Origin of the sequence: Pseudomonas sp. 18058, assembly GCF_902706155.1 — a bacterium.
GTDB classification, from domain to species: domain Bacteria; phylum Pseudomonadota; class Gammaproteobacteria; order Pseudomonadales; family Pseudomonadaceae; genus Aquipseudomonas; species Aquipseudomonas rustica.
Genome location: NZ_CACSJY010000010.1, coordinates 123131 through 136890 on the forward strand (window position 1 = coordinate 123131; position 13760 = coordinate 136890).

Here is a 13760-nt window from a genome sequence, read left to right on the forward strand (position 1 = left end):
GAACAAGGAGGTTGTAAACGATGCCGTTCCGGTCTATTGAAACCTGGCCCCACGGCGCGATCATGCTAGATGCCGAGCACACGCAATTTGCGCTGTGGGCGCCAGATGCGTTTTACGTCAGTGTCGAACTCGAAGACGGCCAGTCCCTGCCAATGCTGCCTCAGGCAGACGGCTGGTTTGTGATCAAGGCACGCTGTGCGGCGGGTACCCGCTACCGCTACAACATCGACGGCGAACTGGAGGTGCCCGACCCGGCCTCCCGCGCGCAGGACGGTGGCCTCGACCGCCACAGCGTGGTGGTCGATCCGCTGGCCTATCAATGGCGACACAGTGCCTGGCACGGTCGCCCGTGGAGTGAAGCAGTGATCTACGAGTTGCACGTCGGTGCGCTCGGTGGTTTCGCTGAAGTCGAACAACATCTGGCGCGCCTCGCAGGTTTGGGCATTACCGCCATCGAACTGATGCCGCTGGCGCAATTCCCCGGTGAGCGCAATTGGGGTTACGACGGGGTTTTGCCCTACGCCCCGCAAGCCTCCTACGGCACCCCGGAACAACTTAAACATTTGATCGACAGCGCCCACGGTCATGGGCTGGCGGTGATTCTCGACGTGGTCTACAACCACTTCGGCCCCGACGGCAATTACCTGCACCGCTACGCCAAAGGCTTTTTCCGCGAAGACAAACACACGCCTTGGGGCGCGGCGATCGATTTCCGCCGCAGCGAGGTGCGCGAGTTCTTTATCGAAAACGCACTGATGTGGTTGCTCGAATACCGCTTCGACGGTTTACGCCTCGATGCAGTGCATGCCATCGAAGACCCGGATTTCCTCACAGAAATGGCCCAGCGCGTCCGCGCGCAGATCGACCCGACCCGGCATGTCTGGCTCACCGTTGAAAACGAACTCAACCAATCCAGCCTGCTCGAATACGACTACGACGCGCAGTGGAATGACGACGGCCACAACGCCCTGCATGTTTTGCTCACCGGTGAAACCGACGCCTATTACGCCGACTACGCCGCGCAACCCACCGAGCAATTGGTGCGATGCCTGAGTCAGGGTTTTGTCTTCCAGGGCCACATCACCCGCCATGGCGAGCCGCGCGGCGAACCCAGCGAACACCTGCCGTCCACCGCGTTCGTGCTGTTCCTGCAAAACCACGATCAGATCGGTAACCGCGCATTCGGCGAACGCCTGCATCATCTGGCCGACCCGCGCGCCGTGCAGGCAGCGACCGTGCTGTTGCTGCTGTCACCGATGATTCCGCTGATGTTCATGGGCGATGAATTTGCCGCCGAACAGCCCTTCCAGTTTTTCACCAGCCACCATGGCGAACTGGCCGAACTGGTGCGCGAAGGCCGACGCAATGAATTCGCCGCGTTCAGCGCCTTCGCCGATCCGCACAAACGCGAGCAAATCCCCGACCCGAATGCCGAAAAAACCTTCCACGATTCACAGCCAAGGTTGATCGGCAATGGCAGCGTCAAACAGCAGGAAACCCTCGCGCTGTACCAAAAGCTGCTGCAATTTCGCCATCAATACATCATTCCGCATCTGTCCGGCACCCAGGCACTCGGCGCGCACATGCTCGGTCACGCGGCGGTCAGTGCACGCTGGCGATTGGGCAATGGCAGTGAGCTGCGAATTGACCTGAACCTCAGCGACACGCCAGTGGTCAACCCTCCACAGACCGAGGCCGTGTGGTTGTTTCAACAGCCACCCACCGTCGATCTATCGGAATCGGGCCAACTGCCCGCGTATTGCGCGCTTGTCAGCCTCACGGCCGCAACCCCTTTGCAACCTCTGGATGGAGAGCGCCTATGAGCGATGCGCAACTGGAAATTCTCGCCAGCCGAGCGGGCCTTGCCGTCGACTGGATCGACGCCAACGGCCGCCCGCAAAAAGTCGCCCCGGCGGTATTGCGCAATGTCCTGATCGGCCTGGGCCACCCGGCCAGCTCCGCACAGGAAATCGACGCCAGCCTGTTGGAATTGCAAGCCGTGCAACAAGACCGTCATTTGCCGCCGCTGCTGACCAGCGATGTCGGCGTCGGCGTCGATCTGGCGCGTTACTTCGCGCCGGAGACCCCGTGTGAAATCGTTCTTGAAGACGGCTCGCGACTGAACCTGAAACTTGACTCCGAGGCAGTGCTGCCCGGTCTGGTGCCGGTCGGTTATCAGCAGGTGCACATCGCCGATCAATTTTTCACCCTCGCGGTCGCGCCGGAACGCTGCTTCAGCGTCGGTGATGCGGTGGACAATCCGATCCCCCGCGCCTGGGGCCTGAGCGTGCAGCTGTATTCGCTGCGGCGCTCCGGCGATGGCGGTTTTGGTGATACTCAAGCGCTGGAAGAACTGGCCCGAGTCGCCGGCGAACGCGGTGCCGAAGCCTTGGCGATCAGCCCGTTGCACGCGATGTTCAGCGCCGACACCGGCCGCTATAGCCCTTATTCGCCGTCCAGTCGCTTGTTCCTTAATTCGCTGTACGCGGCACCGGGCGCGATTCTCGGCGAACGTGCCCTGCGTGATTCCATCGACGCCAGCGGCCTGGCCGAGCAGTTTGCGCAACTGGAAGACTTGAAACTGGTCGACTGGCCCGCCGCCGCAGATGCCAAGCAGAAACTGCTGCAAGCGTTGTACGAAGGCTTCGTCGCTGGCGATCACCCGTTGCACCCGGACTTCGCCAGTTTTCGTCACGCCGGTGGCGAAGCGCTGGAAAACCATTGCCGCTTCGAAGCGATTCAGGAAATGCGCGCCGCCCGTGGCGAGAACCTCGACTGGCGGCAATGGCCGGAACACTGGCACGACCCGCGCGGCGCCGCGCTTGAAGCGTTCGCCGAAGAATATGCCGATCGCATCGGCTACTTCGCCTTCTGCCAATGGCTGATCCATCGCTGCCTCGAGCGTGCGCAAACCGCCGCTCGCAGCGCCGGCATGGGCATCGGCCTGATCGCTGATCTGGCAGTGGGTGCCGATGGCGCCGGCAGTCAGGCCTGGAGTTTTCAGGATGAGTTGCTCGCCTCGCTGACCGTCGGTGCGCCGCCGGACATTCTCAATCGCTCCGGACAAGGCTGGGGGATTTCCGCGTTTTCGCCGGAAGGTCTGATTCGCAACGGCTTCCGCGCCTTTATCGACATGCTCCGCGCCAACTTCGCCCATGCCGGCGGTTTGCGCATCGACCACGTCATGGGCCTGCAACGTTTATGGGTGATCCCTAACGGCTCGGCACCGGCGGATGGCGCTTACCTGTATTACCCGGTGGATGACTTGCTGCGTTTGCTGACGCTGGAGTCCCATCGTCATCAAGCCATCGTCCTTGGCGAAGACCTTGGCACCGTGCCCGACGGCTTGCGCGAAAAACTCATCGCCCGCTCGATGCTCGGCATGCGCGTGCTGCTGTTCGAACAAGACAACACGCATTTCAAACCGATTCTCGACTGGCCGGATAACGCGCTGGCGACCACCAGCACCCACGATCTGCCCACCCTGAATGGCTGGTGGCACGGCCGCGACATCGACTGGAATGCACGCCTTGGATTTGTCGATGCCAACGGCGAAATCGAGTGGCGCCAGCATCGTCAGCGTGAGCGCGAAGGCTTGCGCAGTGCACTGAGCCAGGATCCGCAGAACTTCCGCGAAGAGTCCCACGAGGCCGATCAAGTCGTTGATGCCGCCGTACGCTTCCTCGGCCACACCCGTGCGCCGCTGGTATTGCTGCCACTGGAAGATGCGCTGGGCATCAACGAACAGGCGAACCTGCCCGGCACCATCGATACCCACCCTAACTGGTCGCGTCGCTTGCCCGGCCCCAGCGAAGCGTTGCTCGACGGCGTCGATGCTGCACGACGTCTGGAGCTGCTGGCTTGCGCGCGTCTTCAGGCTGCCGAGCGTGACCAATGAACCAAACGCTTATCCAGCCATTGCGCGCGACGTTGCGCCTGCAATTCCATAAAGGTTTTACCCTCGAACAAGCGGTGCCACTGGTGCCGTACTTCGCTCAACTGGGCATCAGCCACATTTACGCTTCGCCATTGCTCGCCGCCCGCGCCGGTTCGATGCACGGCTACGACGTGGTCGACCCGACGCAAGTCAACCCGGAACTCGGTGGCGAGCCGGCCCTGCGGCGTCTGGTCAGCACCCTGCGCGAACACAACATGGGGCTGATCCTCGACATCGTTTCCAACCACATGGCCGTCGGCGGTAACGACAACCCGTGGTGGCTGGACTTGCTGGAATGGGGACGACTGAGCCCGTATGGCGAGTTTTTCGATATCCAATGGCATTCGCCCGATCCGCTGATGGAAGGCCAGTTGTTGCTGCCGTTCCTCGGCAGCGACTACGGCGTGGCCTTGCAGGACGGCACGTTGAAGCTGCATTTCAACGCGCAGACTGGCAGCTTTTTCGTCGAGCATTACGACCATCACTTCCCGATCTGCCCGAATGATTACGGCGAGATTCTCAAGCACGAAGAAACGCTCAAGCCCCTCGCTGACCGTTTCAGTGCGCTGAGTTACCAGACCGACGCGCACTCGTTGGCGATTCCTTTGAAGGAAGAATTGCGGCAACTGGCGAGCGATGCGCAGGTGCTGCAAGCGATTGAACACAACCTCAAGCATTACGACTCGACCACTGAAGAAGGCTTCGACGCGCTGCATCAATTGCTCGAGCGGCAGAGCTATCGCCTGGCCAGTTGGCGCACCGCCGCGGATGACATCAATTGGCGGCGCTTCTTCGACATCAATGAACTCGGTGGTTTGCGCGTCGAACGTCCGGCAGTGTTCGAGGCGACTCACGGCAAAATCTTCCAGTTGGTCGCTGAAGGACTGGTTGACGGCCTGCGCATCGACCACATCGACGGCCTCGCTGATCCAAGGGGGTACTGCCGCAAATTGCGCCGGCGCCTTGACCTGATCGCGCCGGATCGACACTTGCCGATCTACGTCGAGAAGATCCTCGGCGCCGGCGAAACCCTGCACCGCGACTGGGCAGTGGACGGCACCACCGGCTACGAATTCATGAATCAACTGTCGCTTCTGCAACACGATCCGGACGGCGAACATGTGCTCGGTGAGCTCTGGCAACGCCGCACCGAGCGACCCGCCGCGTTTATTGAAGAGGCGCAATTGGCGCGTCAGCAGATCCTCAACGGTTCGCTGGCCAGCGATTGCGAAAGCGTTGCGCAAGCGTTGCTGCAAGTCGCCCGCGACGACCTGATGACCCGCGACCTGACCCTCGGCGCCATCCGCCGCGTGTTGCAGGCGCTGATCATACATTTCCCGGTGTACCGCACTTACATCAGCGCAACGGGCCGCTCGGCGCAGGACGATGTGTTTTTCCAGCAAGCCATGGACGGTGCGCGACCAACGCTCAGCGAGGCCGATTGGCCGGTGCTCGATTGCGTGGCGGCATGGCTCGGTGGCACACCGTGGCGGCGCAAACCGCTTGGCCGTTCGCGGAAAATCCTCAAGCACGCCTGCGTACGCTTTCAACAACTGACTTCGCCGGCAGCGGCGAAAGCCGTGGAAGACACCGCGCTGTATCGCTCGGCAGTGCTGCTGTCGCGCAATGACGTCGGCTACAACACCGAACAATTCAGCGCGCCGGTCAGTGATTTCCACGAGGTCAATCAGCGGCGTCTCGCCGAATTCCCCGACAACCTGCTCGCCACCGCGACCCACGATCACAAACGTGGCGAAGACACCCGCGCGCGTCTGGCCGTGCTCAGTGAGCGCAGTCACTGGTACGCCGAGCAAATCGAATTGTGGCGCGCCCTCGCCCGCCCGGTTCGTGTTGACGACCAAGTGCCGTCGGCCGGTGATGAGTTGATCCTCTATCAAGCGTTGCTCGGTAGTTGGCCACTGGATTTGCGCGACGACGATCAAGACGGTTTCGCCGACTACGCCAAGCGCATCTGGCAGTGGCAACAGAAAGCCTTGCGCGAAGCCAAGTTGCAAAGCAGTTGGAGCGCGCCGAACGAAGCCTATGAAAATGCGACCCAGGCCTTCACCGAAAAACTCCTGACCGGTGAAGACGGCGAACTGCTGCGTGCGGCGCTGGCCAAGACCGTCAGCAGTATCGCTGCTGCCGGCGCGCTCAATGGTTTGGCGCAAACCTTGCTGCGCATGACCGTGCCGGGGGTGCCGGATTTGTATCAAGGCAACGAGTTCTGGGACTTCAGCCTGGTCGATCCGGACAATCGCCGGCCGGTGGATTACGCCGCTCGCGAGCAGGCCTTGCAGGAGCCTCTGCCACCTGTGGAACTGCTGACGCACTGGCGTGACGGGCGCATCAAGCAAGCCTTGATTGCGCAGGTGCTGAACTTGCGCGCCGAGCATGCCGGGCTGTTTCGGCATGGCTCGTACCAGTCCCTGGAGGTGCTGGGCGAGCAGGCGCACAACGTGCTCGCGTTTGCCCGCGAACACGAGGGGAAACACGCCATCGTGATCGTGCCGATCCGTTGCGCGACGCTGCTGGAAAACAGTGCTGTACCTCAGGTCGATGCGCTGCACTGGGGCGATACCCGGGTGGTTTTACCGTTCGACGCCTCTGACACAAACCTGAAGGGACTTTTTCAAAGAAGCGCAGTCACAAAAAACAGGGAGCTGAAAATCAGCGACGCGCTGGGGGATGTCCCGGTCAATCTCTTTATCCAACACTTAACGTAAGCATGAGTTCAGTTCAGGAGCATTGCGATGAGTACCGACGATAAACGCATTCGCGAATTCGCCTATCAAATCTGGGAATCGGAAGGGAAACCTGAAGGTCATGAGGAGCGCCACTGGGAGATGGCGCGCAAACTGGCTGAAGCTGAAGCCTTGGCACCGAAGAAAGCCCCGAAAGCGGCGGGCAGCAAATCCGCTGGCAAGGACGCTGAAGTGAAAGCACCTGCTGCCAAACCGAAGGCAGCGGCCAAGGCCAAGCCAAGCAGCGCCGCCAAGGTGATTCCACCCGGCGAAAAACCCGCCGAGAAAAAGCCACGAGCGCCGCGCAAGCCTTCGGCGATCTAACGCTTTACCGACGATTGAATTGAACTGAATGACCGTGTGGCGGGCTTGCTCGCCACCGAGGACGCGTTCGTCCTCAAGAAATACACAAAATCCCTTGTTTAAACCGGCTTCTGTGGTGAATGGATTTTTGTGGCGAGGGGATTTATCCCCGTTGGGTTGCGAAGCAGCCCCAAATGCTGCACTTGCGGAGTGTCAGACATACCGCGTGCAATGGTTTTGCGACTGCTGCGCAGCCGAACGGGGATAAATCCCCTCACCACAAAATCTCGCTCCTACCGGGAACCGGTTTCAACTGAACTGTCCCCGTTTTTTGCAGGAGCAATCATGACCCGTCCAAAAAAAGCCGAGCCCGCCGCGCACGCTGAGCCTTCGAGAATTCGTGAAGGCCTGCCCTTCCCGCTCGGTGCGACCTGGGATGGTCTGGGGGTGAACTTTGCGCTGTTCTCCGCCAACGCCACCAAGGTCGAACTGTGCATCTTCGACGATGCCGGCGAAGTCGAACTCGAACGCATCGAACTGCCGGAATACACCGACGAGATTTACCACGGCTATTTGCCCGATGCGCACCCGGGGCTGATCTACGGCTACCGCGTGTATGGCCCTTACGATCCGGCCAACGGCCACCGCTTCAACCACAACAAATTGCTCATCGACCCGTACGCGAAACAACTGGTCGGCGAACTGAAATGGTCGGAAGCGCTGTTCGGCTACACCATTGGCCACCCCGACGCCGACCTCAGTTTCGACGAACGCGACAGCGCGCCGTTCGTGCCCAAGTGCAAGGTCATTGACCCGGCACACACCTGGGGCAACGACCAGCGTGTCAGTGTGCCGTGGGACAAAACCATCATTTACGAAACCCATGTGCGCGGCATCAGCATGCGTCACCCCTCGGTGCCGGAAAACGTGCGAGGCACCTTCGCCGGTCTGATGAATGACGATGTGCTCAAGCACATACGCAGCGTCGGTGTTTCGTCGGTCGAGTTGCTGCCGATCCACGCCTTCGTCAACGACCAACACCTGCTGCAAAAAGGCATGACCAACTATTGGGGCTACAACAGCATCGCGTTTTTCGCCCCGGATCCGCGTTACCTCGCCAGCGGCAAGATCGCCGAATTCAAAGAGATGGTCGCGCACCTGCACGAGGCCAATCTTGAAGTGATTCTCGACGTGGTCTACAACCACACCGCTGAAGGCAACGAACAGGGCCCGACCCTGTCCATGCGCGGGATCGATAACGCTTCGTACTACCGCTTGATGCCCGATGACAAACGCTACTACATCAACGATTCCGGCACCGGCAACACACTGGATTTGAGTCATCCGTGCGTTTTGCAAATGGTCACCGATTCGCTGCGTTACTGGGCCACGGAAATGCATGTCGACGGTTTCCGCTTCGACCTGGCGACGATTCTCGGCCGTTATCACGATGGCTTCGACGAACGTCACAGCTTCCTCGTGGCCTGCCGTCAGGATCCGGTGCTGCGTCAGGTGAAAATGATCGCCGAGCCGTGGGACTGCGGCCCCGGTGGTTATCAGGTCGGCAACTTCCCGCCGGGCTGGGTCGAGTGGAACGACAAGTTCCGCGACACCGTGCGTGCCTTCTGGAAAGGTGATGACGGCCAGGTTGCCGATTTCGCCAGTCGCATGACCGCTTCCGGCGAGATGTTCAACCAGCGCGGACGGCGGCCGTATTCGTCGGTGAACTTCATTACCGCGCACGACGGTTTCACCCTCAACGATCTGGTCTCGTACAACGACAAGCACAACGAAGCCAACGACGAGAACAATCAGGACGGCAGCAACAACAACCTGTCGTGGAACCACGGCGTCGAAGGCCCGACTGACGACCCGGAAATCAATGAACTGCGCCATCGGCAGATGCGCAATTTCTTCGCCACGCTGTTGCTGTCGCAAGGCACGCCGATGATCGTCGCCGGCGACGAATTCGCCCGCACGCAAGATGGCAACAACAACGCGTATTGCCAGGACAGCGAGATCGGTTGGGTCAACTGGGATCTGAGCGAAGACGGCAAAGGCTTGCTGAAATTCGTCAAACGCCTGATCAAGCTGCGTCTGGCCTATCCGATTCTGCGTCGCGGACGTTTCCTGGTCGGCGAGTACAACGAGGACATCGGCGTCAAAGACGTCACCTGGCTGGCGCCAGACGCCACTGAGATGACCACCGAGCACTGGCACGATGCACACAATCGTTGCCTCGGCATGCTGCTTGATGGCCGCGCGCAGGAAACCGGGATCCGCCGCAAAGGTGCCGATGCGACCTTGCTGCTGGTAGTCAACGCGCACCATGACATCGTCAACTTCACCTTGCCGGAAGTGCCGGACGGCGGTTTCTGGACGTGCATGATCGACACCAATCAGCCTTCGATTCGTGGCCAGGAGCGCTTCGATTTCGGCCATGAATATTCAGTGACCGGCCGTTCGTTGCTGCTGTTTGAACTGCAACACGAAGAAGAAGATTGATATGGATCTGCACTGTTATCTCGCCCGCAAACCGCCGGATTATGCCGACACCCACGCCCTCGGCCAGTGCCTGCGAGCGATGGTCGAGGCCGGGCTTGACCGCTTGCCCTTACCCGGCAGCGGTCTGACGCTGGAGCGCTTTCAGCATTTAGCCGCTGTCGGCGGGCATGATCTGGGTTTGTGCAAACTCTATGAGGGGCACACCGATGCACTGGCTATCATCGAACAACTCGGTGGTACGCCGACGCCCGGCAGCACGTGGGGCATGTGGGCAGCAGAACCGCCGCAAGCTCGGGTGAAGGTCAGTCCGGCTGGGCATATGGTCGCGTTGAATGGACGCAAAGCCTGGTGTTCCGGCGCGGCGGTTCTCAGTCATGCGCTACTGACGGCGTGGGACGCCGATGATCAACAGCAATTGGTCGCGGTGGCGCTCGATCAACCGGGTGTGACGGTCACTGATGAAGGTTGGCGCGCCGTGGGCATGGGCGCGACTGGCAGCGTCGAAGTGTTGTTCGATGGCGCTGAAGGTCAGGCCATCGGCAATCCCGGCGACTACTTGCAACGGCCGGGTTTCTGGCAGGGCGGCATTGGTATTGCCGCCTGTTGGTACGGCGCGGCGCAGCAGATTGCCGAGCGGTTGCGCAAGCAGTGTGGTCAGCGTGAAGAACCACATGCCCTCGCCCATCTCGGCGCCGTCGACAGTGCCTTGCAAGCGGCGGCGGATGTTTTGCGCTTCAGCGCTTTGCATATTGATGCAAACCCTGAAGACAACGCCGAACTGCTCGCCCGTCGCGCCCGCGCAGTGGTTGAGCAGTCTGCCGAACAGGTGATCCGTGAAGTCGGCCGGGCACTGGGCGCCGGGCCCTATTGCAAGGATCGCCACTTCGCCCGACTGATCGCTGACCTGCCGGTGTTCCTCCGGCAAAGCCATGCCGAGCGCGACCTCGCCGCCCTCGGCCAATTGATTGCCCAACAACCCGATGAGGTCTGGTCGCTATGAGAGCCAATCCGATCGTCGGCCAGGGAACGACCCTGCATCAATGGCAAGGCTCGCGGCATTTGGCGGAGCTGCGAAGCATCGACGTGCTGAGCTTGGTACCACCCGGATCGCGCGCGGTGATTATTGCACCGCACCCGGACGATGAAGTGCTGGGTTGCGGCGGTTTGCTGCAACTGCTCGCCGCTGCCGGGCGCCCGTTGCAACTGATTTCTGTGACTGACGGCAGCGCCAGTCATCCCGGTTCCGAACGCTGGCCGGTTGAACGCTTGAGCGTGATCCGTCCGCAAGAATCCGCTGAAGCGCTGCGCCGCCTCGGCCTGCCAATGCATCGGTTGAAATGGTTGCGCGGTGGGTTCACCGATACTCAAGTAGCTGCTCAGGAACAGCAATTGCGCGCGTTCATCGAAAGCCATCTGCGCCCCAACGACGTGGTGTTTACCACGTGGCGCGAAGACGGCCATTGCGATCACGAAGCCGTCGGCCGTGCCAGTGCCGAGGCCGCGCGTCAGGTCGGCGCGACCTGCCATGAGCTGCCGGTGTGGACATGGCACTGGGCAACCCCCGAAGACGCCTTTGTGCCGTGGCAACGTGCGCGCAAGATTTTGCTGACGCCGGCGCAAGTCGCGCGCAAACGCCACGCGGTGCACGCTTTTGCCAGTCAATTGGAAGGCGACGCACAAGCCGGGCTTGCACCGGTGTTGGCGCCATACGTGATCGATCGCCTGCTGCAGCCTTTTGAAGTGGTGTTTTTATGAGTGTCGATGATCGCTATTTCGATGGCCTGTTCGCCGGCAACGACGACCCGTGGGCGTTTCGCGAGCGCTGGTACGAGAAACGTAAACGCGCGATCACTCTCGCCGCCCTGCCGCGTCCGCGCTACCGAGCGATCTTCGAACCGGGCTGCGCCAACGGCGAGTTGAGCGCAGAGCTGGCCGGTCGCTGCGATCGTTTGTTGTGCTGCGACACCGCCGACGCAGCGGTGCGTCTGGCGCGAACCCGATTAAGTCTGTTCGACCACGCCGAAGTTCGCCAAAGTCGTCTGCCGGGGGACTGGCCGGAGGAAAAATTCGACCTGATTGTATTTAGCGAAATCGGCTACTACCTCGACCGCGATGATCTGACAGCCGTTGCCCAACGCATGGGCCAGTCCTTGGCTGCAGACGGGCAAGTGCTCGCCTGTCACTGGCGCCCGCCGATTGACGACTGCCCGTTGAATGCGCGGCAGGTGCACGATTTGCTCCACGAACATTTGCACCTGCCACGCCTGGTTTTACATCAGGAAGCGGACTTCATTCTGGAAGTGTGGAGCCGCGAACCGCGCTCCGTGGCGGCGCTGGAGGGCTTGCGATGATTGGCATCCTGATTCCGGCGCACAACGAGGAAGGCTTGCTCGACGAGTGCCTGAGCGCCGCATTACGCGCCAGTAAACACGGACTGCTCGCCGGCGAACGGGTCGACGTATTGGTGGTACTCGACAGTTGCACCGACCGCTCGGAACAGATTGTCAGCAAATATCCAGTTTTGAGCTTGAATATAAAAGCGCGCAATGTAGGTCAGGCGCGAGCGACCGGCGCGCGGATGTTGCTGGAGCGAGGGGCGCGGTGGATATCCTGTTCCGATGCCGACAGTCGGGTCGCCGACGACTGGCTGGTGGCGCAACTGGGATTAGGCGCCGATGCTGTGTGCGGCACGGTGACGGTTGAGCGCTGGCACGAGTCGCTCGACGAGGCGGCGCAGATTCGTTATCACAGCCACTATCGGGCGTGTGAGGGCCATCGGCATATCCATGGCGCTAACCTCGGCATCAGTGCTGACGCATACCGTTTGGCCGGTGGTTTCGAACCGCTGGCCTGTGATGAAGATGTACAACTGGTGCGGCAACTGGAGCTGACCGGCGCCAATATTGCGTGGAGTCATCGGCCATTGGTGCACACCAGTGCGCGGCTCGACAGTCGAGCGCGGGGCGGATTTGGCGATTATTTGCGAAACCTAGTACAGATAGGCTAAAAAAAAGCGTATCAGATTGCTGGGTTTCGAGACGAATCGTGGTTCATGAGCAATACTCTGTTGCGCGGCAATCCAGGGTTCGGAGCGTCGCATGGCAATCACCAGCCTCACGGTTCGGTGCGCCCGGGCACTCTCGCCTTGGTGTGCGACTGGAGGCGAGACTAACAAGGACGTCGCAGCATGAAACCGTTATCCCTCAGTGAAGGCAGCTCAACGGCGCAGATCTGGAACAGCGCCCCGCAACTCGACAATATTCCCGTCATCAATACTCGTAGCCTGATACCCGCCGGCGCTCGCGCTGTCATCATTGCTCCGCATCCCGGGGATGAAGTGGTGATGTGCGGCGGCTTGCTGCAATTGTTCTCAAGCTTGGGTCACCCTTTGCAATTGCTCTCGATTACCGACGGCAGCGCCAGCCACCCTGGCTCGCGACAGTGGTCGGAAAAACGCTTGAGCGTGTTCCGACCGCAGGAGAGTGTCGAAGCCCTGCGCCGACTCGGCCTGCCCATGCACAGCCTGAAGTGGGTGCGCGGCGGGTTTACCCACAATGCCCTACTCGACCAGGAACGCCAGTTGACGGAGTTCATCAGTCGCTACCTGCGCCCTGGCGATGTGGTGTTCAGCACTTGGCGCGGCGATGGCATTGACGATCATGAAGCGGTTGGCCGCGCCGCCGCTGAAGCGGCAGAACAGGCCGGGGCGACCTTTCACGATGTGCCGGTCTGGGCCTGGCACTGGCCCGAGCGCGAACAGAAACTGATTCCCTGGGAGCGCGCGCGCAAGTTAAGGCTCGACACCTGGACAGTCGCGCGAAAAAGCCACGCCACTCACGCCTATGCCAGCCAACTCAAGGGCGAACCGGCAATCGGCATCGCGCCAATGCTGCCGCCAGTGATCCTTGAGCGGATGCGCCTGCCGTATGAAATCGTGTTTGTCTAACGCGCACGCGGTATGCCAGCCACGACGAAGCTGAACGGGCCGACGCCTTCGCGAGCAAGCCCGCTCCCACGCTTTGATCTCCACCCGACACAAATCCTGCATCCAACACACCTCCCCTGTGGGAGCGAGCTTGCTCGCGAAAGCGGTATGTCAGCCAACAAAGATGTTGAATGAACTGACGCCTTCGCGAGCAAGCCCGCTTGTATGGTAGGACTCGAAGGGGTGGGTGGGACCAAAAGCCAGCTTCTGACTGTTAGCCCAGTACAGACTGTGGGAGACATCGGCCCCACCCCTTCCACCAAAGCGCCGATAAAGAATGCTTCGT

10 protein-coding genes are annotated in these 13760 nt (G+C 60.9%); all 10 read left to right on the plus strand.

Going from position 1 to position 13760, the window contains the following annotated elements; all coding sequences use genetic code 11:
* The first annotated feature begins 20 nt into the window (after window positions 1-20).
* The 10 genes from treZ (at window position 21) to GVL50_RS08090 (ending at window position 13435) form a co-directional block, all read left to right on the plus strand.
* Window positions 21-1823: a malto-oligosyltrehalose trehalohydrolase gene (gene treZ / locus GVL50_RS08045; RefSeq protein ID WP_159812407.1), complete on the plus strand. Its 1803-nt coding sequence runs from the start codon at window positions 21-23 to the stop codon at window positions 1821-1823.
* The gene (gene malQ / locus GVL50_RS08050; RefSeq protein WP_159812408.1) at window positions 1820-3898 is read left to right on the plus strand and encodes a 4-alpha-glucanotransferase; all 2079 of its coding nucleotides are present in this window, start codon (window positions 1820-1822) and stop codon (window positions 3896-3898) included. Before treZ ends, malQ begins: the two co-directional genes overlap by 4 nt.
* Window positions 3895-6663, plus strand: a complete 2769-nt coding sequence (locus tag GVL50_RS08055; RefSeq protein ID WP_159812409.1) for a malto-oligosyltrehalose synthase — start codon at window positions 3895-3897, stop codon at window positions 6661-6663. Before malQ ends, GVL50_RS08055 begins: the two co-directional genes overlap by 4 nt.
* Window positions 6664-6690: 27 nt before the next feature.
* Entirely contained in the window at window positions 6691-7005 is a 315-nt protein-coding gene (locus GVL50_RS08060; protein ID WP_159812410.1) for a DUF2934 domain-containing protein, read from the plus strand.
* A gap of 324 nt (window positions 7006-7329) precedes the next feature.
* Complete coding sequence (gene glgX, locus GVL50_RS08065) at window positions 7330-9489, plus strand: glycogen debranching protein GlgX (protein ID WP_159812411.1); 2160 nt, start codon at window positions 7330-7332, stop codon at window positions 9487-9489.
* A gap of 1 nt (window position 9490) precedes the next feature.
* Window positions 9491-10489, plus strand: a complete 999-nt coding sequence (locus tag GVL50_RS08070; RefSeq protein WP_159812412.1) for an acyl-CoA dehydrogenase — start codon at window positions 9491-9493, stop codon at window positions 10487-10489.
* On the plus strand, window positions 10486-11244 hold the full coding sequence (locus tag GVL50_RS08075; protein WP_159812413.1) for a PIG-L deacetylase family protein: 759 nt from the start codon (window positions 10486-10488) through the stop codon (window positions 11242-11244). The genes GVL50_RS08070 and GVL50_RS08075 overlap by 4 nt, the downstream gene beginning before the upstream one ends.
* A complete protein-coding gene (locus GVL50_RS08080; protein ID WP_159812414.1) occupies window positions 11241-11840 on the plus strand; it encodes an SAM-dependent methyltransferase in 600 nt (199 codons plus the stop codon). The genes GVL50_RS08075 and GVL50_RS08080 overlap by 4 nt, the downstream gene beginning before the upstream one ends.
* Entirely contained in the window at window positions 11837-12496 is a 660-nt protein-coding gene (locus GVL50_RS08085; RefSeq protein WP_159812415.1) for a glycosyltransferase family 2 protein, read from the plus strand. The genes GVL50_RS08080 and GVL50_RS08085 overlap by 4 nt, the downstream gene beginning before the upstream one ends.
* Window positions 12497-12676: 180 nt before the next feature.
* Window positions 12677-13435, plus strand: a complete 759-nt coding sequence (locus tag GVL50_RS08090) for a PIG-L deacetylase family protein (protein WP_159812416.1) — start codon at window positions 12677-12679, stop codon at window positions 13433-13435.
* Window positions 13436-13760: the final 325 nt, after the last annotated feature.